Below are 22216 nucleotides of genomic sequence, written 5' to 3'. Positions count from 1 at the left end.
TGTGCTATATTACAATATGTAAATGTACTAAATGTTCTCCTGTTCGGAGTTAATAATGTTCTTATCTAACTTACTTCTGGGAGAGTAGTTAAAGGGAGTGTATTATGGCTCACCTGATTTTTTCTGCCTTGCCACAGCCGAGACGGCCGATTGTTTATATTCAACCTGATATTACTGTGAGTGAGTGTGTTAATTTAATGACAGATCAAGATATTGGTGCTTTGGTTATAGGAGATAAAGTGAAGCCGATTGGTATTGTCAGTGAACGGGATGTTATTCGCTCTTGTTTGTATCAAGGACTGGATCCGAATAAACTCACAGCAGCTCAGGTCGCTTATACTGCAGTAAAGATATTGAATCTATTTGACCCTGTTGAAAAAGCAATGGAAGTAATTACCCAGACGAAGCGGCGCCATGTTTTAATTTCAGAGCAGGATAATCTGGTTGCTATTCTTTCAATCGGTGATCTGTTATTTCATTTGCTTGAGGATAAAACCAGGGTTATTGAGCAACTGGAAAATTATATTCATACTTATTAAATTTGAAATAGGTCTGTTGACATTCCCCTACCGCCGCTGCGAGCCATGGAGAGCCGAAGGCGCTGGCGAGTAGTCCCTGGTAGCCTTAGAGCCGGATGTTTTTCCGAAGGAAAAATATAAGGCATACGACAAGGCGTCAGTCATTGTGGGAGGCAAATGCTTTGCTCGTATAGAGCAAACATTAACGGACGCAGGACGGCCAGGGCCTTTAGCTTCGCGCGTTGGCGAGTCGATTTCGGGGACTGGGATGTCCCGGAATCTTTCACGAGGCAGCGCGACCCTTGCTACGTGCCGCGGCTTGTCCGCGGCATCCAGTAGATGGTCGAATTAAAGCTGCTCTATATAATTCATTGAATAATAAGAACAAATTCATAATATAACGGTTCTGACACCAAGTATAAAACGAGCTTGCAATGCTTGGACTAATGCTCAATGATGAGAGGAAGATCGTGTTCCAGCGGACAAGCCGCAGCACGTAGCGGTAGGTGAGTTGTCAACAGACTCTATTACATAGCATAATAAGTATGATTTTTCCTGTTGTCCTCGATACCGCTGCTTTCAATAAACCACCAATGTTGTATAGTGAGAAATATTATGTGCTAATGAGGAAACAGGTATGCGGGGCGTGTTGAAATTAATATTAGGCATTCTTTTTTACTCTGTTGCCATAAGTTGGGCTACTACTGCCTCAGCCACTACATGGTTCACACAACAGCAAGACAGGGAAATCAAAATTCGGGTGGATTTATTCTTATCTTCCACATGTCCTCATTGTCACAAGGCAGACGAGTTTTTTCACCAACTTGAGCCTCAAATGCCTTGGCTGGATGTCCATCGCCATATGATTAATCAGGATAAAGAGGCTTTGGCACTGTTTTCCAAATACTTAAAACAGCAGCAAGCTGGGGATTTTATTGTACCTTCGATCTTTTTTTGTGATTCGCGCTGGACAGGATTTACAGAGGCACAAACCAGCGGAAAACAATTATTACGCGGTTTGAACTATTGTTACGAGCAGATTAGTACAACAGGCGATTTAAACCCTGAAACAATTAAGGTATTAAGGCAATGGGCTAATGCTAACTGGCTTGAAACCAGTTTGACATTTCAGCCTTCTGCAGTACCGTTCCTCCTGATGACGGCGATAACGGATGGTTTAAACCCTTGTTCACTGTTTGGAGTCCTGGCATTGTTTTCATTTGTGTGGTTAGGGGGGAAACGTTCCTCACAGTTAGCGATTGGGATTGTATTTATTATAGTTGCTGGTCTGGTTCATTATATTCAGCAAGTGCACGCCCCCTTCTTTTATCAATATCTGCACTGGCTTCGTGTCCCTGGAATTTTAGCTGGTTTGGCGCTCCTTGCTTATTTGTTTAAGGGTTCTTTAAAAGGCTTTAAAAAACCATTGTTAATAATCCTGACCCTGGCAAGTTTTAGTGCTATCATTCTGCAAGCCTATCAGCAAATTTGCATGCCTAATTTCGCGCTTGTTTTTGAGCAATGGCTCTCTGGTCAACAGTTCTCCATGTTTAAAATCGTTGCTTTTCAAATTACTTATCAAGTGGTCTATTTATTACCCTTACTCATTCTTATATTAATTCTTATTTTTTTGAAAGATTATGGGCGTTTGAAAAAACACCAAACTTTGCTGACTAAGACTGCGCAACTAAGTCTGGCGGTCATTGCTCTGTTTCTTATTTTTTACCCACAAGGATTTTCACAGTTTTTTGTTTCTGCAGTGGTATTGCTTTTAGTCCTGATCCTGGCCTGGTTGATAAAAAGAAGAAGTGTTTTGAAATAACTCATACTATGCACGTGCGTAACATGGTGAAATAAGTAAGTGAAACTGCTCCGTGTTGCTGGGGGTAATGAACTTAGAGGAGGCTAATGGCTAGCAAAAAACGTCAACCCCCATTTTTCCCTACTCCTTATGAAGTAGAGGAGGGACATACCTATTATTGGTGCGGTTGTGGGAAAAGCAAGAAGCAGCCTTTATGCGATAGAAGTCATCATTGCCCCCAAGCTGTTGAATATAAGGCTATACTTACAGAGACAGTTTATTTTTGTAGCTGTAAGGAGACTAAGGAGCCACCCTTATGCGATGGCTCTCATATTCGGTTAATGCTTGAATATTTAAAAAAGAAGAGATGAGATAAGAAGAAGGAATTTGTTATGCTCAATCAACACTCAAAACGGAAAATTGTAGATATGATGCAGCCTATTATTAATAGTCGTATCAACGCGAATTTGTATCAAATTACTGAACACCTGCCTGTATTAAATTATTTATCTTCCCAAATAAAAATGCTCAAGACGACCTTGGATCAATCTTTAACAGAGGAATCCCTTGGTGATGTTATTGAGTCACTTACTCAATTGATTACTGAAGCTTTTAATGCTGAACAAAATCGGTTGAAAATTTTTTTACATGGATTTGCTGATCATTTAAGAGATTTCAGTAATTATTCCAGATTACTCCAGGATGACCAGAACCAGGTCAGACAAGAAACTGCGCAACTGGAAAAGGACGTCGAATTTAATATCCTGGAAATTAAAAGTTATATGGATAGCGCTCGTACTATTGAAGAATTATCAAGCAAAGTTGGAACACATTTGGCTTCCATCGAAGAGGGTATCAAGAATTATAGCGAAAATGCGGAAAAAAAACGGACAGAATATGAGCGCTGTTTGATGCTTCTGCAAGATAAGTTAATGGAAACAGAGCGGGCAGCGGAAGAAATAAAAAACATGCTGTCTCTTGATAAATTAAGAAGTAATCAGGATAGCTTAACCGGGTTGCCAAATAGAAAATCCTATGATGAACATATTGTAGAGGCTTATCAGCGGTGGAAGAGAGGCTTTGGGGAGTTATCGCTTGCAATTGCTGATGTTGATGGGCTTAAGTCTATCAATGACAACTATGGATGCCTCGCTGGTGATATGATCCTGAAAGAGATAGCAGGACTTTTCAGATCTTCTGTCAGAGCGGTTGATTTTATTGCCCGTTATTCCGGTCAGGAATTTGTATTTATTTTTGAACATACAGGCTTAAATGACGCAGTTAAAGTGACCGAAGGGCTACGCAGTGCGATTGAGGAGTATTCATTTTATTATCAAGAAACCAAGATTAACGTTACTGTATCCTTTGGTTTATCAAGTTTTCAGCATGGAGACAGTCTGGAAACGTTGTTTATGCGTGCAGATCAAGCGGTACGCGAGGCAAAGTCTCATGGTCGAAACTGTGTTGTAGCACTTAATACAAATCCATTTTAGTCATTTTAAGCTGTGATATGATAGGTTTTTATCAATTAGCTTGATCTGAACCTGCTGATTTGGGATCATCGGTGCATTCCGATTGATTGGTATGAATATGAGCAAATTAACTGATATTCCGGTTGTTATCGAGAGCGGCCAAAAATATCGTACGGTAAATGGGGTAGTTGCCATCAAGGATGGAATTAAGTCAACTGGGGATTCTTCTCAACGTTTACCCAAACCAAAATGGCTTCGTATGGTTACCCAAACAACTCCGGCTTATAAGCAGGTAAAGGATGAAGTAACGAAGCACAGCCTTGCTACGGTTTGCGAGGAAGCTAAATGCCCTAATATTGCTGAATGTTGGTCTCATGGTACTGCAACTATCATGCTGATGGGGGCAGTTTGTACGCGTGCTTGCCGTTTTTGCTCTGTTGATACAGGTAACCCTCATGGCTGGCTGGATGCTAAGGAGCCTGAAAATACAGCCAATACTGTCGCGTTAATGAAGCTTGACTATGTGGTATTAACCTCAGTAAATCGGGATGACTTGTCTGATGGTGGTGCGATGCACTATGCAGATACTATCCGCGCGATTAAACTCCGATGCCCGGATACTAAAATTGAAGCTTTAACACCGGATTTTCAGGGGGTAGAAGGAAGTATTGCCATACTATTAGACAGTGGCGTAGATGTATTTGCACAAAATGTTGAAACGGTAGAGCGTTTAACCCATCCTGTCAGGGATAATCGTGCAGGCTACTGGCAGACATTAAATGTGCTTGCTTATGCAAAACGATATCGTCCGGATGTACTGACTAAAACCAGCCTGATGTTGGGATTAGGGGAGACAGATGAAGAAATTATCAAAACAATGGATGATTTACGTGCCCAGGATGTTGATATCTTAACTTTAGGGCAATATTTGCAGCCCACCCGAAATCATTTACCCGTCGCACGTTATGTGACGCCAGAAAAATTCCTTGAATTTCGTGAAATTGGCCTGAAAAAAGGGTTTTATGAGGTTGCTTCAGGTCCTCTTGTACGCTCAAGCTATAGGGCAGATCGGGTTTTTAAACGTGATAATTTAGGTTTATGATAAACTGGCAACCTAAATCAACCTATCACTATTAAATGATTTTCTTCTGACAAGAACAGGAACAATGATGCCCACTTTGATACCAACCATTTTATGCGGTGGCGCTGGATCGCGGCTATGGCCCGTTTCCAGAGAGCTGCACCCCAAACCGTTTATACGTCTTAATGATGGTCAAAGTTTGCTGCAGAAGACTTTCTTGAGAGGGTCAATGCTGCCGGGTGTTGAGGAAATTCTTACAGTTACTAATCGTGAGCTGTTTTTTAAAACAGAAGATGAATACCGTGAAATTAATGCGGCAGTCAATTTGTCATTTATTTTGGAACCCTTTGGCCGTAATACAGCTGCTGCCATAGCGGCTGCTGCATTACATGTCAGGGAAGCTTATGGTGATGATGCCCTGATGCTTGTATTGCCTGCTGATCATTTAATCTCAAGTCAAACTGCTTTTGTCGATGCAGTAATCAAAGCAATTGCGCTTGCAGGACAAGGCAAACTGGTTACATTTGGCATCCACCCTGAAAGTCCTGAAACTGGCTATGGTTATATCGAAGCTGAAGGGAATCAGGTGCTACGATTTGTGGAAAAACCCTCTGTAGAGGATGCCAGAGAATATATTAGTTCTGAGCGTTTTTATTGGAATGCCGGCATGTTTTGCTTTACAGCAGGCGTTGTGCTTGGAGAAATAGAGTTACACTACCCTGAAGTCCTGTTAGCTACAAAGCGTTGTATGGAGTTATCGCGCCTGGCAACTGGTGAAGGCTTTGCTCAACTTGAACTTGATGCTCAAGGTTTCGGACAGGTACCTGATATTTCAATTGATTATGCCGTTATCGAAAAATCCGCCAATGTGGCGGTGGTTCCATGCGATATTGGTTGGAGTGATATAGGTTCATGGAGTGCTATGGGTGATCTGGCTGAGCCTGATGCATGTGGTAATCGGGTGGAAGGGGAGGCATTGCTTCAGGATGTAGCCAATTGCTATATTCGAAGCCAGGATCGTCTGATTGGTGCGCTGGGGGTAGAGAATCTTTTTATTATTGACACACCGGATGCTTTATTGATAGCCGATAAGTCGCGTGCTCAGGATGTTAAAGCTATTTACTCCCAATTAAAAGCACAAGGGCATGAAGCGCATAAAGTGCACCGGACTGTTCATCGACCCTGGGGATGCTATACGGTGCTCGAAGAGGGGACTCGTTTTAAAATTAAGCGGATAGAGGTGAAACCCCATGCGAGTCTCAGCCTGCAAATGCACTACCATCGAAGCGAGCATTGGATTGTGGTCAGCGGGATGGCAAAAGTAATTAATGGCGAAAAAGAGATGTTTATTGATACTAATGAGTCCACTTATATTCCTGCAGGCCACAAGCATCGCCTGGAGAACCCAGGCGTGATCCCGCTTGTTATGATTGAAGTACAAAGCGGGGAATACATGGGGGAAGATGACATCGTCAGGTTTGAAGACATCTATGGGCGAAGCTAGGTTCTGTTGACAATTGGAACCAGAGCCTACGTTCCGCGCTTTATGCGCGGAATCTAGTCTCAAACCTTGGAGGATGGTTAGTTTCGTGTGGTTTGCGTGGATCCCGCGCATAAAGCGGCGTTATTGCATAAAGCGCGGGAAGTGAGCAGTTTAAGTTGAATGTCAACAAACTCTAGTCAAATGTGGGGGTTAAAATCATTTTTTGGCTAATATCACATCGATTATATGGGTATCATGATAGGGAAAGGTAAAAATTTGACTAAAAAGACGCTTCAACCGTGTGAGAAGGAAGTTTTTAGGCAGCATTCTGACAGTCAGGTTATTTAAAAACCAGGTTCCTTCTATCCCAAATTTAATCAATTCATCAATATCCTTCAACATGATTGGAATGTATAGCCGCTCATGGCGCAGGACTTTAAACTGATGTTGAGTAAAGACATGCATTAATTCATCCAATCCTGAGGCGACGGTGCTGCTTTTTATCATTGTCTTATAATAATGGCCGATGACTGTGCTTACTAGTGAGCCTTGAGTAATAAAATCAGCTAAATAGCGTTGTGCGACAGGAAAGGATTCATAAGTAGTAGTAATCAGAGAAAAATAGCCGTTTGCCCGAGTCAACAAATTAGCCTCATTAAATAAAGTATGGATAGGAATATAGGCGTTAATGAAGTGGGCAAGCACTAAATCCTGACTGTGGTGGGGGAGGTAGCGACTGGCTTCAGTAGCGCTTGCTTCAATGGCTGTCAAAGGCAGTACTTTCTGAGCACAGTCTAACATTTCACTTGAAATATCAATGCCAGTGAAATCAGCTTTAGGCATGACCTCTCTTAATTTATCAAGAAAAGCGCCATTACCTACACCAAAATCCAGTACCTTATAGTGAGGCCGTAACCCCAAATGCTCTCTCTTAATCTGTGCTATGGCTGAACGGTGACTTTGGCTGATAGAGCCGAACTGATCGGCAGTGGCATAGCGATTTGCAATGTCATTATACATGGCCTTTAAGGACATGCAGTCTTCCAACTTATAAACATTGGGAAAGTATATCCCCAATTGACCTTATTATGCGACTATTCTTTGTAATCTATATTGGATAGGCTACTTCTATTTAATAAGCAAGGAGGTTATGTTACATTAGCCAATTTACAAGAAGAAGGTCACACGCAATGGAAAGAATTTTATCTCCACAGCCTATAGCGCTCGATAATTTTATGCAAAACCCGGATAAATTAGGAACCAAGTATGGTTTGCCTCTTAATGTAGAGTTTTGTAGAAGCTGTGTTATCTCCAATCAAAGACCTAACTCTGCAGTAGAATATGAGCACAAAAAAGAATCGCAAAAGAAGACTATTCATTTTGATGAACAAGGCATTTGTGATGCTTGCCGAGTTGCAGAACGTAAGCGGCAAACTATTAATTGGGAAGATAGAGATCAGCAGTTACGTGAGCTATGTGACCGCTTTAGAAGCAAGGATGGCTCTTATGACTGTGTTGTTCCTGGTTCAGGCGGTAAGGATAGTTTTTATGCTGCGCATGTATTGAAATATAAGTATGGCATGCATCCATTGACGGTCACATGGGCACCTCATATGTATACTCCATGGGGTTGGCGCAATTTTCAGTCCTGGATTCACGCAGGCTTTGATAACCATTTGTTTACCCCCAACGGTCGTGTTCATCGGTTATTAACCCGTTTGGCAGTGGAAAATTTATTTCATCCTTTTCAACCCTTTATGATAGGACAGAAAGCCTACGCCCCAAAGATGGCTTTGTTGCATAAAATCAAGCTTGTTGTTTATGGAGAAAATGAAGCTGAGTATGGTAACCCGATAGGTGATACGGAATCAGCCAAGCGAGATTGGCGTTACTTTACTGCTGAGGATAAAAGTAAAATATTTTTAGGGGGCACCTCCGTATATGATTTAAAAAATAGTTTCGGGCTTACAGAGAGTGACCTTGATGCTTACCTGCCTGCTGATCCACAACAGATTGAAGAGCAAGAAATTGAGGTTCATTATTTAGGTTATTATCTCAAATGGCATCCACAAAGTTGTTATTATTATTCAGTTGAGCATGGTGGTTTTGAGGCTTCACCTGAAAGAACGCCAGGAACTTACAGCAAATATAACAGTATTGATGATAAAATTGATGATTTTCATTACTTCACTACGTTGACCAAATTTGGGATTGGTCGGGCGACCTATGATGCTTCTCAGGAAATCCGTTCTGGTGACATTACTCGTGAGGAAGGCGTGGCGCTTGTTAAACGTTTTGACACGGAGTTTCCTGAGCGCTTCGCTGAAGAAATTTTCAAGTATTTAAGCATTAATCCTAAAGATTTTCCTGTTGCTTCCAAGCTATTTGAGCAGCCTATTATGGATAGAGCTTATTTTATGGCACTTACTGATACTTTCAGATCACCTCATCTTTGGAAATATGAAGATGGGCAATGGATGTTGCGTCATCAAGTAACTAACCTTGCAAAAACTGAAGCTGATTACTTGGAGAAAGTATGAGTAATATCCGCTTGATAGCACGCCTGGATATTAAAGGCCCCAATCTGATTAAAGGAGTGCATCTAGAGGGCTTAAGGGTTGTAGGAAATCCAAATGAATTTGCCATGCACTACTATGCTACGGGTGCAGATGAACTTATTTACATGGATACCGTTGCAAGCCTGTACGGACGTAATAATTTATCCGATATTGTTAAAAAGACAGCAGAGAATGTTTTTATCCCCATCACTGTTGGTGGGGGTATTCGTAGTATTGATGATGCGAAGCAGTTGCTTCGCTGTGGTGCCGATAAGGTTGCTGTCAATACTGCTGCAACGAAGAATCCTTCACTAATTACTGAAATTTCTCGCCGTTTTGGTTCACAATGCATGGTATTGTCCATTGAAGCCAAGCGACTTTCCAGCGGACGTTGGGAGGTAATGACAGATAATGGCCGGGAACATACCGGTATGGATGTGATTGATTGGGCAAGAAATGGAGAAGAATTCGGTGCTGGAGAAATCTTGCTGACTTCAATTGATCAAGAAGGTACTCGTAAGGGTTTTGATCTTGAGCTAATAAGACAGGTTTCAGATGCGGTAAGCATTCCCATTATAGCAAGCGGTGGCATGGGAAAGGCGGAAGACTTACTGCCTGCAGTGCTCACTGGCCATGCAGATGCTATTGCTATGGCTGACTTACTTCATTATAAGCGAAGCACTTTTGCCGAGGTAAGACAAATAGCATTGGACAACAATATTCATGTGAGGAAGCTATGAGCTCAGTTTCAATTATAGATTATGGTGTTGGTAATTTGCTCAGTGTGGCACGTGCTTTCAGCCATTTCGATATTAAGGTTCATTTTGCTAAGACTCCTGAAGATATATGCTCTGCTGATAGATTAATTTTACCTGGTGTTGGCGCTTTTGCTGATGGAATGAAAGGTTTACGGGAGCTTGATTTTATTCAGCCAATAGGGGGGTTCGTAAGTCAAGGCAAGCCTTTTTTAGGGATTTGCCTGGGGATGCAAATGTTGTTAAGCACAAGTAATGAATTTGGTGCTCATTCTGGTTTGAATTTAATTGAAGGGGAGGTTACTTCAATCCCTGCCCAGGGAGTAAATGGAGAGCCTCATAAGATTCCTCATATTGGTTGGAATGAATTGTATCCAACAGAGCATGGTGGAAGCTGGACTGATTCCATTTTAAATGATTTGTCTCAAGCCTCTTCAGTTTATTTTGTCCATTCTTATATGGCGGTACCAAAAAATCCAGCTAAGCGGCTTGCTGATACTTATTATAATGGCCAGGCTATTAGCGCCGTTATTCGGCATGAAAATATTTATGGTTGTCAATTCCATCCAGAAAAAAGTGGAGAAGTTGGATTAAAGGTAATCCAACAGTTTATGAAGCTCTAGGATAGTAAATGAAAATTTTAGCAATTATTCCTGCGCGTGCTGGTTCCAAGAGGGTACCTGGCAAGAATACAAAGCTCCTTGCAGGTCTTCCACTGATTGCGCATACCATTCGTGCCGCACAACAATCTTTAATTTGTGATGAGATTTTGGTTTCTACAGATTGTCCGAATATTGCGGAGACAGCTTTAAAATACGGAGCATCTGTTCCGTGGTTACGGCCAAAAAACCTTGCCGATGATTTATCAGATGTGATCCATGCTGTTGTGGATACCATCAGACGTTACGAGGCTCAAAACAGGTTTTTTGATAGCGTCCTTTTGTTACAGCCGACATCTCCTTTTCGTTCTCCGAATTCTATTGTGAAAGCAGTTGAATTGCACAAAAAAAATAGTAATAGTGTTGTTTCTGTTCATATATCAGCAGTAAAACCTGCCTGGTTTAAAATAATAGATAGGCAAGGTAATTTAATTCCCAGTAGTCAAGCATGGGATTTATCTGATTCAACCCTTTACCAACTAAATGGTTCTATCTATTTAGCAAGTACCCAGCAAATCCTGCTAAATAATAGCCTTTATAGTGAACCAACCAAAGCGTTGCTTATTGAAGATCCTCGTGAAGCTATTGATATCGATACTCCCCTGGATTGGGCTTTAGCCGAAAAACTAATGGAATTAAAGGAAGAAGAGGTAGTGACATGAGTTGTTTTATAATTGCTGAGGCAGGTGTTAATCATAATGGTGATATTAATCTAGCCAAGGAATTAATCCATGCAGCGAAGGAAACAGGGGCTAATGCAGTTAAGTTTCAAACATTTAAGGCTGACTCCTTAGTTAACAAGACAGCAGAACAAGCACAATATCAAAAAAGAAATTCAGTGCATTCAACTCAATACGATATGCTTAAGGCTTTGGAAATTTCTGAAGACGATCATTGTATATTGGTTGAGTTAGCCGATTCATTAGGTATTGAATTCATGTCCACGGCTTTTGATGAAGAGTCTGTTGATTTTTTAATTTCTTTAGGAGTCCGCCGTCTAAAAATTCCATCAGGTGAAATTACCAATTTACCTTTTTTAGAATATCTTGCAAAAACAAGCTTGCCGCTTATTATGTCTACTGGAATGAGTGATTTAAGGGAAGTCAAGGCGGCTGTTGATACAATACAACCTTTTTATGGTGCCGAATTAAAAAATAAGTTGACTTTACTTCATTGTACCTCGAACTACCCAGCTGCTTACAGAGATGTAAATTTGAAAGCAATGCAAACGCTGGCAAATGAGTTTAGCCTTCCTGTAGGCTATTCAGATCATACCTTAGGCATTTTGGTTCCGCTTATGGCGACTGCTATGGGGGCAAAGATAATTGAAAAACACTTTACTCTTGACCAATCTTTGCCTGGACCTGATCACGCAGCTTCGATGGTTCCTGAAGAATTTTTAAAGATGGTTAAAGAGATTCGAGATGCAGAATCTGCTTTGGGAGAAGGCTTAAAGCAACCTACGCAAAACGAACTTCCCATTCGGGATTTGGTGCGTAGAAGCGTAGCTTTAAAATATGAATTGCCTCAAGGGACACGATTGACTAAAGACGACCTGATTTTACTTCGTCCTGGAACTGGGATTAACCCTGCAAAACTCCATGAAGTAATCGGTAAACGACTAACGGTTAATCTAAATGCTGGTAGCACTTTACAATGGGAACATATTGAGGCGTAATGAGAAAAATTTGCTATGTGTCAGGCACACGTGCTGACTATGGATTAATGCGTGCTGTGCTTAAGCGGCTAGAAGCTGCCTCTGATATAGATTTATCTATTTGTGTCACAGGCATGCATCTGTCGTCTTTGTATGGTAATACTATCAATGAAATAATTGCTGATGGCTTTAATATCTGTGGACAAATTCCTATTGATGTAGACACAGCGACTCATTCAACAATGGCCAAGTCTATAGGCTATGGGCTTATTGCAATGACGGAACTGTTTGAACAGCAACGGCCCGATATTGTTCTATTGTTAGGCGATAGAGGTGAAATGCTAGCCGGTGCTTTGGCGGCTGTTCATTTAAATATTCCTATCGTTCACATTCATGGTGGTGAACGTTCGGGAACTGTTGATGAAATGATTCGTCATGCTGTCTCCAAATTATCCCATTATCATTTCGTAGCAACACAAGCAGCTTATCAGCGATTGATTAAGATGGGAGAAAAGGAAAGCACTGTTTTCCTGGTGGGGGCTCCTGGCCTGGATGAAATTGCCAGCTATAAACCTTGTGATCGAAATCACTTCTGTAGACAATACAACCTGGATCCTTGCAGGCAGTTTGCTTTACTCGTTTTTCATCCGGTAGTGCAAGAATATTACGAGGTGAAATCTCAGTTTGAGAACATTATTTTTGCTGCTTTGCAATTAGAATTACAATTGATAATTCTCGAACCAAATTCTGATGCTGGCGGCCATTTTATTCGGAATGCTCTCAACGATTATCAAGGGCATGCTGATATTCGTATTATTAAACATATGCAAAGGCAAGATTACCTGGATTGTTTAGCTAATGTAGATGTGATGTTAGGAAATTCCAGTAGTGGCATTATCGAAGCGGCTTCTTATAATTTGCTTGTTATTAATGTAGGCAGTAGACAGCAATTACGTGAACGAGGAGATAATGTAATTGATGTGGCAACAGATGTTGAATCGATTCTATTTGGACTCAAAAAGGTCTTATCGACAAAAAAAATAGCATGCAGTAATTTTTATGGCGATGGCCAGACGAGTGAGCGCTGTTACAATCTACTGAGAACTGTCTCTTTAGATCCTGATATATTGAGTAAATGTAATGCATACTAGTGAATTAGTAATATTAGGAGGAGGAGGGCATTGCAAGGTTGTGCTTGATGCATTTGAACTTTCTGGAAAGCACTATAAAGTTAAGCTTTATGACAACAATCCTTTGTTGACAGGCAAAGCAGTGGCTGGATATGTTGTCAAGGCAGCTCCTCATTCATTGGATGCTATTAACACGAATGTTCATGTGGCAATTGGTAATAATCTGGTGCGTGAGAAAATTTATCGTAGCTTATCGAAAAGTGCTTCCTTACTTACTATTATCCATCCAACAGCTGTAATAGCCAAAACTGCGGAGATAGCCTCAGGAACTTTCATAGCAGCAAATGCAATTTTGGCGCCTGAGAGTAGTATCGGGGAAGGTTGCATAATAAACCATAGTGCTGTAGTTGATCATGAAGTCAAGATTGGTTCCTATTCGCATATTGCTCCTAATAGCACACTTGGAGGCAATGTTGTCATTGGTGACAGGGTTTTGATTGGAGCCGGAGCAGTCGTCTTGCCAGGTGTCAGGATAGGCGATGGAGCCACTGTTGCTGCGGGTGCCGTAGTTATTCGGGATGTAGAAGCAAACGAAATAGTCAAGGGCGTTCCAGCAGTTTGAGGAAGAACAATGTTAAATATAGAGACATTATTTGTTAAAAAGAATTATACATTAAAGCAGACGCTTGGTAAGCTGGATGAAACTGCTCAGGGTGTTCTGCTATTAGTTGACGATAATGATCGTCTTGTGAGAACGGTAACGGATGGTGATGTCCGGCGATTGTTGCTCAAAGAATATCCCTTAGAGACTACTCTGGCAGAATTACCTAGCCTTTCCTCAAAGTCGCTACCTCAATCAGGAACAATACAGGAAGCTTTTCACCTCATGGAGAAATATGAGTTAGATCATATTCCACTTGTTGATAAGAATGGAAAGCCAACCCGATTAATTCATCGCCGAGAATTATCTTCTAATATTCTATTATCAACCCCCCACATTGGTGAACATGAACAACAATATGTCCAGGAAGCGTTTACTAGTAATTGGGTGGCTCCTTTAGGGCCAAATGTAGATGCTTTTGAAAAAGAAATTGCTGAATATGTCAATGTAAAGGCCGCTGTTGCCTTAAGCTCAGGAACAGCAGCAATTCATCTTGCTTTGGTATTACTTGGGGTTAAAGCAGCTGATACCGTATTTGTCTCCAGCTTTACCTTTGTCGCTACAGTGAATCCAGTCCTTTATCAAGGAGCAACCCCTGTTTTTATTGATTCTGATCCAGATACATGGAATATGTCGCCCGTGGCTTTAGAGCGTGCGCTTAAAGAAGCGGCTGCCACAAACCGGTTACCCAAGGCAGTAATCATTGTTAACTTGTATGGGCAAAGCGCTAACTATGAAGCATTATGTCAATTATGTGATCACTATGGGGTTCCTATTATTGAGGATGCCGCTGAATCACTGGGGGCGACTTACAATAATCAAGCCAGTGGGACTTTTGGAAAACTCGGGGTTTTTTCATTCAATGGAAATAAAATCATTACGACATCGGGTGGAGGTATGCTGGTGTCGAATGATGAGTCATTAATCGAACGTGCAAGATTTTTATCAACTCAAGCACGGGATCCAGCTTATCATTATGAACATAGTGTAATTGGTTATAATTACCGCATGAGTAATGTATTAGCGGGAATAGGACGAGGTCAATTACGAGTACTGGAAAAAAGAGTTGCTTCCCGGATAGCTATTTATAATCGTTATAAAGAAGTATTAGGGCAGCATAGAGCGGTAGAAATGATGCCTGAAATTAAACAGGGAAGAAGTACGCATTGGCTATCAACGATGTTAATTGATCCACAATCCAGTACAGCAGATCCGGTCACTGTCATTAAAAAATTAAGTGAATACCGTATTGAAGCAAGAAGAACCTGGAAACCTATGCATAGACAGCCTCTGTTTTCTGGTGCGACTTATTATCCTCACGCGGAATCGTTCAGTGTCTCTGATTATCTTTTTGAGCAAGGACTTTGTTTACCTTCAGGTTCAAATCTCAGTTCTACAGACATTGACAGGGTAATTCAATGTTTGACATCTATTCTCGAGAGTAGTAAATCGCTAACTGAAGCAACTTAATAATAGGTAATATAGCAATTATGAGTTCGGAAAGAATATTGAAAGAAACAGTGGTTCGAGCAGGTGATATGCAACCATTAAGCACTTATTTAAAAGACTTGTGGCACTATCGCATATTGCTCTGGGTATTTACTGCCAGAGATATTAAAGTTCGTTATTCACAAACAGTTTTGGGGTTCGGTTGGATTGTAATATCTCCAATCATTACAGTAGGTGTTTTTACTTTTGTTTTTGGTGTAATGATTAAAATACCATCCGATGGATTGCCCTATCTGCTTTTTTATTTAGTTGCTATCATACCATGGTATGCTTTTATGGGGATGATAAATCTTACAATGGGTTCAGTAGAGGGTAATGCTGGGCTCGTTTCAAAAATCTATTTTCCCAGACTATTATTGGGTGGTTCGTATACGCTGTCATCTGCTGTTGATTATCTTGTAGGTTTTGGCTTAGTAATAATTTGTGCTTTATTTTATCATCGACTTCATTATCATCTTTTTGTTCTGTTTCCTATTTTACTGGCTACACAGGCTATGTTTGCCATGGGATTAGGACTTCTTCTGGCACCTTTAAGCACTCGATATAGAGATGTTAAGCTTTTTGTGCCTTTGGCACTGCAATTATATTATTTTGCAAATCCTATCATGTATCCTGTTTCAGCTTCTCCGCATTGGTTACGTTATTGGTATGAATTTAATCCTATGAGCATGATTATTTCTTCTTATCGATACGCTCTAAAAGGTGAGTGGCCGAGTTTTGAGCAATTTTCTTTCGGGTTAATTGCTGCAGTAACAGTGTTCATTTTAGGCTTTTGTTTTTTTAGAAAGCATGAACAATCATTAGTAGACGCAATATGAATTGGATAATAAAAGCTGATAATTTGTGCAAGTTATATCGGTTGGGTACCCGTGCGACTTATGGCGGTACCTTGTATGAGAAGATGATAAAACAAGCCAGGTCTTTTTTAAAATTAAAGAAAGAAATCGGAATAGAAGAAGATACGACTAATTCGGCTCATCATGTTGTTTCCAGGGAACAAACCCTTGATCTTCCGCCAGGTTATTTCTGGGCGCTTAAGGATGTTTCGTTTGAAATTAAACCCGGTGAAAGAATAGGACTAATTGGCCAAAATGGCTCAGGGAAAAGCACATTACTTAAAATTTTATCTCGCATTACTGCACCTTCTCATGGGGAATTTCGTTATAAAGGACATTTAATTAGTCTTCTCGAAGTGGGAACAGGTTTTCATACGGAACTTTCCGGACGCGACAACATTTATCTAAATGCAGCCATTAACGGAATGACACGACAGCAGATTAATGCGCGTTTTAAAGATATTTTAGAGTTTTCTGAATTGGGAGAACAGATAGATACTCCTGTAAAACGCTACTCATCAGGTATGTATATGCGTTTGGCATTTGCAGTGGCTGCTCATTTGGAATCAGAAATCCTCCTTATTGATGAGGTTCTTGCTGTTGGAGATAGTGGGTTTCAAAAAAAATGTAAAGAAAAGATGCTTGAAGTAGCTAATGATGGCAGAACAGTTATATTCGTTAGCCATGATATGAAAGCAATCGAGTCTATTTGCAGTAAAACGATTGAAATGTCACATGGCCAGGTTATCGGTAGCAAGGTTATTGTCCCTAAAGAAGAAATAGATGATGCTCCGTTAATAGATCTCGGTATGCCAGGTTCAAGTTCCGACTCAATAGAAAAAGTCAAATTATCCGAAGAGTCCAACGTTTCCCTTTGTGCAACAAAAACCTGGATTAATAACCTAATGAATGCACCCGGAATAGATCGAAGTGCAAGGATACTTTCTTGTAAGCTACTCAACGATGAGGGTGTAGTACAGGAGAAATATTCAGTAAATGAAAACATTAATATTGAAATAAAATTTGAGGTGCTGGAAAAAGAGCAAATTCTGAATACCTCGATCTATGTCTCGACTGCGGATGGGGTAAAACTTTTTTGTAGTATGGATAATTTAGCAGTACAAAGTACGGCACGTCAGGTAGGGATTTATACTCAGGTAGTTACAATACCCAAGGAGTTTTTAAATGAAGGGACTTATCTTATAAGCATTAAACTGGATACTTCTGCAAATCAAGCTGTTTGGATTGAAGATTGCTTGTCAATGAAGGTTATTGATGACTGTTTGCCTGTTGGCGTTCGAGGAGATTGGAAGCAATCCTGGCCAGAATCTTTATTACGACCCAGGCTAAGCTGGAGCATTATACGACCGATTCCCAAGAAGGATACAGCAGAACTACCCGATCACTTAACTGAGATAATTAATAGATAACTATTAATTTTTTGAGCGTTTGGAATAACTACAGGTAAGTTAAATTGAAGAAAAGAGTTCTTTTATTTGTACACATATCTACTCATTTTAAAGAGATGTTCCGTGTTGCCAAGGTATTGAGAGACTCCGGAACGTATGAGCCAGTTGTTCTTTTTGATGCGATGTATGAGGGGGTACAGGAAGATATTCATAAATGCTGTTTGGGTAACATTGATTTCATAAAAGAAATACCTATTACTAGCAATAAAGTACGTCCTATGTGGCTTAGAGGCATTGGTATATTGCTTAGAGGCGCTAGGATTTTGAGATCTTTGAGCTCTCGTCTTTTGTCTATAAAAAATTATAATTTGCCCAAGAGAATTGATAGTACTACCTTGTTTACAAGAAATTCCGTTTTTTATAAAAGAGTTAATAGTTATTTTTTTAAAAAATCCTCGGCTTTCCTAAATAAAGTAATGGGGTATGAATTGGTTTTAATGTCATCGGATACTCAGGTTAAGCCTGGAAAATTTTATATAGAATTTATAGATGAACAGTCACTAAAGTATTCAGTAGTCGATCCTTCCGATAAAAAATCAATCCTTACAAGTTATATTACAAAAAATGATTTTCAAAAAATTGCTAAAGATGAGGAACAAGTCGGTGAACTATTTAAAGTACTAAAAACTGGTCCACATAGTTTATCTTTTCCAGTTATGGCGTTATTAAACATTGCGTCAACGAGAAATCACGCCCGAGTAAAAATTAGATTGGCTGTAGTTTATGCTATTAAATATAGCTTAAGAATTTTTAGAAAAATTTATCGTTATGTTCAAATAAACATAGAGAAATTTAAAGACTATTTAGCAGTTAAATTTAAAAAAAGTGGAATTTTAATCAAAAAAAATGCATATTCATTTCAGTTTTTTTTATCGAAATTAATGAGAAGCAGATTAATAATAACAATTAAAAAAAAATCGTCCAAATTAATGAATTTTTTCCTCACCTGGATGTTAAAGACAAAGCTTATAACCCGATTATGCCTTATTAGTTATAAACATATTTGCAAACTATTTCCCGGACATTTGCCTGCCATCTCAAGAGCTGCGTTTGCCTATCTGGAGAAAATCCCCCATCTGCTAAGTACACAGAATATTAAGTTAATGATATTTCCTGAGCATAATTTGTTTTATTTTACCCAGTTATTCGTATATAAAGGCCGAGAATATAATGTTCCATCGATTATTGTTCCATTTACTATAGCCAATACAATTGAGTGGTCAGAAGCCTTCTATAAAGAGCCGTCAAGATCGATGGATAATATTTATAATAAAGTAGTGGCCTGTATGTTTCCAAATTGGGTTCACACGTATAAAAATCGACAACTGCTGCTTCCTATTGAGTTAATTTTATTCCATGAAATGCTTGGAATTACCCCTAAAAATCCATGGCTACTTAATAGCGGTGATATTGATTTTCTGGCTGTCGAAAGTGACGCTATGAAAGAGTATTATATTTCTGCTGGTATAGAAGCAACTAAGCTTAAGGCTATTGGCGCCCTTTACAATGATGAGCTTTTTCAGCAGCAGCAAGATGCAGAAAAAAATAGAGCCGAGTTATATGAGTCACTTGGATTGCTTGACAAGCCGATGATGTTATGTGCTTTGCCACCTAATCAAATTATCGGACGAGAAGACTTATTGGAATTTAAAACGTATGAAGAATTAGTCCGCTGTATTATTAGGGAGATGTGTAAATATAGCGAGAATTATAATATTGTAATTAACTTGCACCCAAGAATTGCCAAGGAAAGTGTAGCGTTTCTTAATGAGTACCCAGCTAAGGTTTCAACTCGGGATATTACTCAATTAGTGCCTTTGAGTTCAATCTATGTAGCATCTTGTTCTGCCACCATCCGAATGGCTATCAGTTGTGGTATTCCTGTGCTTAATTATGATCTTTATCAATATAATTATGATGATTATATCGGCACACCAGGTGTTATTACTGTGACAGATAAAACAGTTTTTAGGGAGCAACTTCAACTTTTGTCTATAAATAAACCTTACTTTCAACAAATAAAAGAGGCTCAGGAAAGTCAGCATCAGCAGTGGGGGAAACTCGATGGGAAAGTAGGTGAAACTCTATTGGTGGAAATAGATAGTCTATTTGTTTCTAATCATGAGAGTATACCCCGATGAAAATAATTAATACGAGTATTCCTGAGGTGAAAATTATTGAGCCGCGTGTATTTGGGGATGAGCGTGGTTTTTTTTTCGAATCATTCCAAATGAACCGATATCAGGAGCAAGCAGGGATTAGTGATTTGTTTGTTCAAGATAACATCTCTCGCTCCCGTAAAGGTGTCTTAAGGGGTTTGCATTATCAGGTGCAACATCCTCAAGGTAAATTAGTTACTGTTTTGGCAGGTTGTGTTTTTGATGTGGCGGTTGATATTCGACGGGATTCACCAACCTTTGCGCAGTGGGTTGGGGTTGAACTGTCAGCAGATAATCATAGACAATTATGGATTCCAAAAGGGTTTGCTCACGGATTTTATGTTTTAAGTACAACGGCTGATTTTATCTATAAATGTACGGACTATTATTACCCTGAATCTGAAGTATCAATTCGCTATGATGATCCTGATTTGGCTATTGATTGGCCTTTAAAAGAACCCCCGTGTCTTTCTGACAAGGATTTTAATGGTATGCGGTTAAGCGGTATGTGTGTTGATTTTTTACCTATATATAGCAAAATATGAAAATCCTACTATTAGGGGCTACAGGGCAGGTCGGGGAAGAAATTGCTGAATTGTTTAAAAATTCAGACCATGAAATTTTACCCTTATTGAGAGGGCAATGTGATTTGTCCAGGCCGGATTTGGTATTGGCTACTTTATTACAATTTCATGTTGATCTTGTTATCAATGCAGCGGCATATACTGCCGTTGATAAAGCGGAAGAAGAAAAAGCACTCGCTAAACAGATTAATGCTTTTTCGGTTGAGAAATTGGCAAATTATTGTCAAATGAACAATATTCCCTTGATTCATTTTTCTACTGATTATGTTTTTGACGGCAGTAAATCTGAAGGCTATATAGAAGATGATCCTACAAATCCTTTAAGTATTTATGGTCACTCAAAATTGCTTGGTGAATATTTGATTCAGTCGAGTCTTGATAAGTACCTTATATTAAGAATAAGTTGGGTATTTGGAAAATATGGCCAGAATTTTGTAAAAACCATTTTACGGCTTGCTGCAACGAGAAAAGAATTGAGAATTGTCGCTGATCAATGGGGTTGTCCAACTGCAGCAAGAGATATTGCCAGGGTAATTTATGCGATGGTACAAAAAATAAATGAGGGAAAATTTAGTGATTGGGGAATTTATCACTACGCAAGCCAAGGTCCGATCAGTTGGTCTGAATTTGCTGCTACGTTTATTAATCTTGCAAAGAGTAAGGGCTATCATCTTGCACTAAACCATCTTATTGAAATTAATACAGAAGATTACCCGGCCAAGGCAAAGAGACCTAAAAATTCAGTGCTTATTACGAATAAAATTGAGAGAATTTTTAATATTCATCGCGACTCTTGGAATAATTATTTACCAGAAGTCATAGAATTCATGCACCAGGAGCAAGAAAAGAGCCATGAGTTATCAGATTAGAAAACTTTTAGTGACAGGCGCTGCAGGGTTTATTGGCAGTAATTTTGTACAGATGATGATTGAACGTTATGCTCAAATACAGGTTATTAGTTTGGATAAGTTAACTTATGCTGGAAATAAAGCCAACTTGACAGCAGTAGAAAATGCAAAAAATCATTTTTTTGTTCAAGGTGATATTAGTGATAAGGAGCTTGTGAGCTTCCTTTTAAAGAAATACGATATTGATACGATTGTTCATTTTGCTGCCGAATCCCATGTTGATAATTCAATTAAAAATCCTTCAGTATTTTTAGAAACAAATATTCTCGGTACTTTTACTTTACTTGAAGCTGCAAGACGTTATTGGTTGGATGAAAAAAAATGGGATGCTTCTTCCTGTCGATTTCATCATGTGTCTACTGATGAAGTATATGGATCGTTACATGAGCATGAGCCAGCTTTTACTGAGAGAAACCCCTATCAGCCAAATTCTCCTTACTCAGCATCAAAGGCAAGTTCTGATCATTTGGTCAGAGCATATCATCATACTTATCATTTGCCTGTGACAACCTCTAATTGCTCAAATAATTATGGACCTCACCAGCATGAAGAAAAATTAATTCCCACAGTGATTAATTCTTGCATCAGACAACAACCTATCCCAGTGTATGGTGATGGATCAAATATTCGTGATTGGCTGTATGTCAAAGATCATTGTGATGCTATTGATCTGATTCTTTATAAGGGACAAATAGGAGAAGTGTATAACATCGGCGGTAACAACGAATTAGATAACTTATCACTCATTAAGCATATTTGTCAGATGATGGATGATTTGCTACCCCAAAAATCTCCTCATGAAAAACTTATTTCATTTGTTAAAGATAGAGAAGGGCATGATAAGCGATATGCAATAAATAACAGCAAAATTAATCAGGAGCTAGGTTGGGTACCCAAGGGTGAATTTTTAGATCATTTAGCTGATACTATCGAATTTTACTTAAATAAAAATTTATAAAATAAATACCATAGGGAG

The 22216-nt window shown here is 39.5% G+C and carries 21 protein-coding genes; 20 read left to right on the top strand and 1 reads right to left on the bottom strand.

The window, feature by feature from the left end; translation table 11 throughout:
* The first annotated feature begins 104 nt into the window (after positions 1-104).
* From E1O65_RS02750 to E1O65_RS02725, 6 genes are all read left to right on the top strand, one after another.
* Positions 105-539, top strand: coding sequence for a CBS domain-containing protein (locus E1O65_RS02750; RefSeq protein WP_133132069.1), 435 nt, complete (start codon positions 105-107; stop codon positions 537-539).
* Positions 540-1155: 616 nt separating this feature from the next.
* A complete protein-coding gene (locus E1O65_RS02745; RefSeq protein WP_133132068.1) occupies positions 1156-2340 on the top strand; it encodes a hypothetical protein in 1185 nt (394 codons plus the stop codon).
* Positions 2341-2426: 86 nt separating this feature from the next.
* Positions 2427-2690 (top strand): CDGSH iron-sulfur domain-containing protein, encoded by a 264-nt coding sequence (locus E1O65_RS02740; RefSeq protein ID WP_133132067.1) that lies wholly within the window; start codon positions 2427-2429, stop codon positions 2688-2690.
* Positions 2691-2711: 21 nt separating this feature from the next.
* Positions 2712-3812 carry a GGDEF domain-containing protein gene (locus E1O65_RS02735; protein ID WP_133132066.1) on the top strand — a complete coding sequence of 367 codons (1101 nt, stop codon included), beginning with the start codon at positions 2712-2714 and terminating at the stop codon, positions 3810-3812.
* Positions 3813-3909: 97 nt separating this feature from the next.
* Entirely contained in the window at positions 3910-4893 is a 984-nt protein-coding gene (gene lipA, locus E1O65_RS02730; RefSeq protein ID WP_133132065.1) for a lipoyl synthase, read from the top strand.
* A 64-nt stretch (positions 4894-4957) separates the two neighbouring features.
* A complete protein-coding gene (locus E1O65_RS02725; protein ID WP_133132064.1) occupies positions 4958-6376 on the top strand; it encodes a mannose-1-phosphate guanylyltransferase/mannose-6-phosphate isomerase in 1419 nt (472 codons plus the stop codon).
* Positions 6377-6571: 195 nt separating this feature from the next.
* On the opposite strand, the gene E1O65_RS02720 is transcribed toward E1O65_RS02725, so the two are convergent.
* Complete coding sequence (locus E1O65_RS02720) at positions 6572-7390, bottom strand: class I SAM-dependent methyltransferase (protein ID WP_133132063.1); 819 nt, start codon at positions 7388-7390, stop codon at positions 6572-6574.
* A 155-nt stretch (positions 7391-7545) separates the two neighbouring features.
* Between E1O65_RS02720 and E1O65_RS02715 the strand changes: the two genes are divergently transcribed.
* Genes E1O65_RS02715 through rfbB form a run of 14 tightly spaced genes read left to right on the top strand, consistent with a single transcriptional unit; the run spans position 7546 to position 22198 of the window.
* Entirely contained in the window at positions 7546-8895 is a 1350-nt protein-coding gene (locus tag E1O65_RS02715; RefSeq protein WP_133132062.1) for an N-acetyl sugar amidotransferase, read from the top strand.
* Positions 8892-9653 carry a glycosyl amidation-associated protein WbuZ gene (gene wbuZ / locus E1O65_RS02710; protein ID WP_133132061.1) on the top strand — a complete coding sequence of 254 codons (762 nt, stop codon included), beginning with the start codon at positions 8892-8894 and terminating at the stop codon, positions 9651-9653. The genes E1O65_RS02715 and wbuZ overlap by 4 nt, the downstream gene beginning before the upstream one ends.
* Complete coding sequence (gene hisH / locus E1O65_RS02705) at positions 9650-10291, top strand: imidazole glycerol phosphate synthase subunit HisH (RefSeq protein WP_133132060.1); 642 nt, start codon at positions 9650-9652, stop codon at positions 10289-10291. Before wbuZ ends, hisH begins: the two co-directional genes overlap by 4 nt.
* An 8-nt stretch (positions 10292-10299) precedes the next feature.
* Positions 10300-10989, top strand: a complete 690-nt coding sequence (locus E1O65_RS02700) for an acylneuraminate cytidylyltransferase family protein (protein ID WP_133132059.1) — start codon at positions 10300-10302, stop codon at positions 10987-10989.
* On the top strand, positions 10986-12005 hold the full coding sequence (gene neuB / locus E1O65_RS02695; protein ID WP_133132058.1) for an N-acetylneuraminate synthase: 1020 nt from the start codon (positions 10986-10988) through the stop codon (positions 12003-12005). Before E1O65_RS02700 ends, neuB begins: the two co-directional genes overlap by 4 nt.
* A complete protein-coding gene (neuC, locus tag E1O65_RS02690; RefSeq protein ID WP_133132057.1) occupies positions 12005-13135 on the top strand; it encodes a UDP-N-acetylglucosamine 2-epimerase in 1131 nt (376 codons plus the stop codon). Before neuB ends, neuC begins: the two co-directional genes overlap by 1 nt.
* On the top strand, positions 13125-13736 hold the full coding sequence (locus E1O65_RS02685; RefSeq protein ID WP_133132056.1) for an acetyltransferase: 612 nt from the start codon (positions 13125-13127) through the stop codon (positions 13734-13736). Before neuC ends, E1O65_RS02685 begins: the two co-directional genes overlap by 11 nt.
* 9 nt (positions 13737-13745) lie before the next feature.
* Positions 13746-15245: an aminotransferase class I/II-fold pyridoxal phosphate-dependent enzyme gene (locus E1O65_RS02680; protein ID WP_133132055.1), complete on the top strand. Its 1500-nt coding sequence runs from the start codon at positions 13746-13748 to the stop codon at positions 15243-15245.
* 38 nt (positions 15246-15283) lie between these two features.
* Positions 15284-16102 (top strand): ABC transporter permease, encoded by an 819-nt coding sequence (locus E1O65_RS02675; RefSeq protein WP_242601521.1) that lies wholly within the window; start codon positions 15284-15286, stop codon positions 16100-16102.
* Positions 16099-17550, top strand: coding sequence for an ABC transporter ATP-binding protein (locus E1O65_RS02670; protein ID WP_133132053.1), 1452 nt, complete (start codon positions 16099-16101; stop codon positions 17548-17550). Before E1O65_RS02675 ends, E1O65_RS02670 begins: the two co-directional genes overlap by 4 nt.
* Positions 17551-17594: 44 nt before the next feature.
* Complete coding sequence (locus E1O65_RS02665; RefSeq protein ID WP_133132052.1) at positions 17595-19730, top strand: hypothetical protein; 2136 nt, start codon at positions 17595-17597, stop codon at positions 19728-19730.
* On the top strand, positions 19727-20293 hold the full coding sequence (rfbC, locus tag E1O65_RS02660) for a dTDP-4-dehydrorhamnose 3,5-epimerase (RefSeq protein ID WP_133132051.1): 567 nt from the start codon (positions 19727-19729) through the stop codon (positions 20291-20293). The genes E1O65_RS02665 and rfbC overlap by 4 nt, the downstream gene beginning before the upstream one ends.
* Positions 20290-21201 (top strand): dTDP-4-dehydrorhamnose reductase, encoded by a 912-nt coding sequence (rfbD, locus tag E1O65_RS02655; protein WP_133132050.1) that lies wholly within the window; start codon positions 20290-20292, stop codon positions 21199-21201. Before rfbC ends, rfbD begins: the two co-directional genes overlap by 4 nt.
* Positions 21185-22198, top strand: coding sequence for a dTDP-glucose 4,6-dehydratase (gene rfbB, locus E1O65_RS02650; RefSeq protein ID WP_133132049.1), 1014 nt, complete (start codon positions 21185-21187; stop codon positions 22196-22198). Before rfbD ends, rfbB begins: the two co-directional genes overlap by 17 nt.
* The last annotated feature ends 18 nt before the right edge of the window (positions 22199-22216 follow it).

This window comes from Legionella sp. W10-070 (assembly GCF_900640175.1).
Classification (GTDB): domain Bacteria; phylum Pseudomonadota; class Gammaproteobacteria; order Legionellales; family Legionellaceae; genus Tatlockia.
Note: the sequence above shows the minus strand (reverse complement) of the source record. Positions and strands in the feature narration are given on the sequence as shown.

Excerpts from the sequence above, each read along its gene's own strand:
- E1O65_RS02750 (WP_133132069.1), top strand. The coding sequence starts at position 105 with ATGGCTCACCTGATTTTTTCTGCCTTGCCACAGCCGAGACGGCCGATT.
- E1O65_RS02745 (WP_133132068.1), top strand. The coding sequence starts at position 1,156 with ATGCGGGGCGTGTTGAAATTAATATTAGGCATTCTTTTTTACTCTGTT.
- E1O65_RS02740 (WP_133132067.1), top strand. The coding sequence starts at position 2,427 with ATGGCTAGCAAAAAACGTCAACCCCCATTTTTCCCTACTCCTTATGAA.
- E1O65_RS02735 (WP_133132066.1), top strand. The coding sequence starts at position 2,712 with ATGCTCAATCAACACTCAAAACGGAAAATTGTAGATATGATGCAGCCT.
- lipA (WP_133132065.1), top strand. The coding sequence starts at position 3,910 with ATGAGCAAATTAACTGATATTCCGGTTGTTATCGAGAGCGGCCAAAAA.
- E1O65_RS02725 (WP_133132064.1), top strand. The coding sequence starts at position 4,958 with ATGATGCCCACTTTGATACCAACCATTTTATGCGGTGGCGCTGGATCG.
- E1O65_RS02720 (WP_133132063.1), bottom strand. The coding sequence starts at position 7,390 with ATGTCCTTAAAGGCCATGTATAATGACATTGCAAATCGCTATGCCACT.
- E1O65_RS02715 (WP_133132062.1), top strand. The coding sequence starts at position 7,546 with ATGGAAAGAATTTTATCTCCACAGCCTATAGCGCTCGATAATTTTATG.
- wbuZ (WP_133132061.1), top strand. The coding sequence starts at position 8,892 with ATGAGTAATATCCGCTTGATAGCACGCCTGGATATTAAAGGCCCCAAT.
- hisH (WP_133132060.1), top strand. The coding sequence starts at position 9,650 with ATGAGCTCAGTTTCAATTATAGATTATGGTGTTGGTAATTTGCTCAGT.
- E1O65_RS02700 (WP_133132059.1), top strand. The coding sequence starts at position 10,300 with ATGAAAATTTTAGCAATTATTCCTGCGCGTGCTGGTTCCAAGAGGGTA.
- neuB (WP_133132058.1), top strand. The coding sequence starts at position 10,986 with ATGAGTTGTTTTATAATTGCTGAGGCAGGTGTTAATCATAATGGTGAT.
- neuC (WP_133132057.1), top strand. The coding sequence starts at position 12,005 with ATGAGAAAAATTTGCTATGTGTCAGGCACACGTGCTGACTATGGATTA.
- E1O65_RS02685 (WP_133132056.1), top strand. The coding sequence starts at position 13,125 with ATGCATACTAGTGAATTAGTAATATTAGGAGGAGGAGGGCATTGCAAG.
- E1O65_RS02680 (WP_133132055.1), top strand. The coding sequence starts at position 13,746 with ATGTTAAATATAGAGACATTATTTGTTAAAAAGAATTATACATTAAAG.
- E1O65_RS02670 (WP_133132053.1), top strand. The coding sequence starts at position 16,099 with ATGAATTGGATAATAAAAGCTGATAATTTGTGCAAGTTATATCGGTTG.
- rfbC (WP_133132051.1), top strand. The coding sequence starts at position 19,727 with ATGAAAATAATTAATACGAGTATTCCTGAGGTGAAAATTATTGAGCCG.
- rfbD (WP_133132050.1), top strand. The coding sequence starts at position 20,290 with ATGAAAATCCTACTATTAGGGGCTACAGGGCAGGTCGGGGAAGAAATT.
- rfbB (WP_133132049.1), top strand. The coding sequence starts at position 21,185 with ATGAGTTATCAGATTAGAAAACTTTTAGTGACAGGCGCTGCAGGGTTT.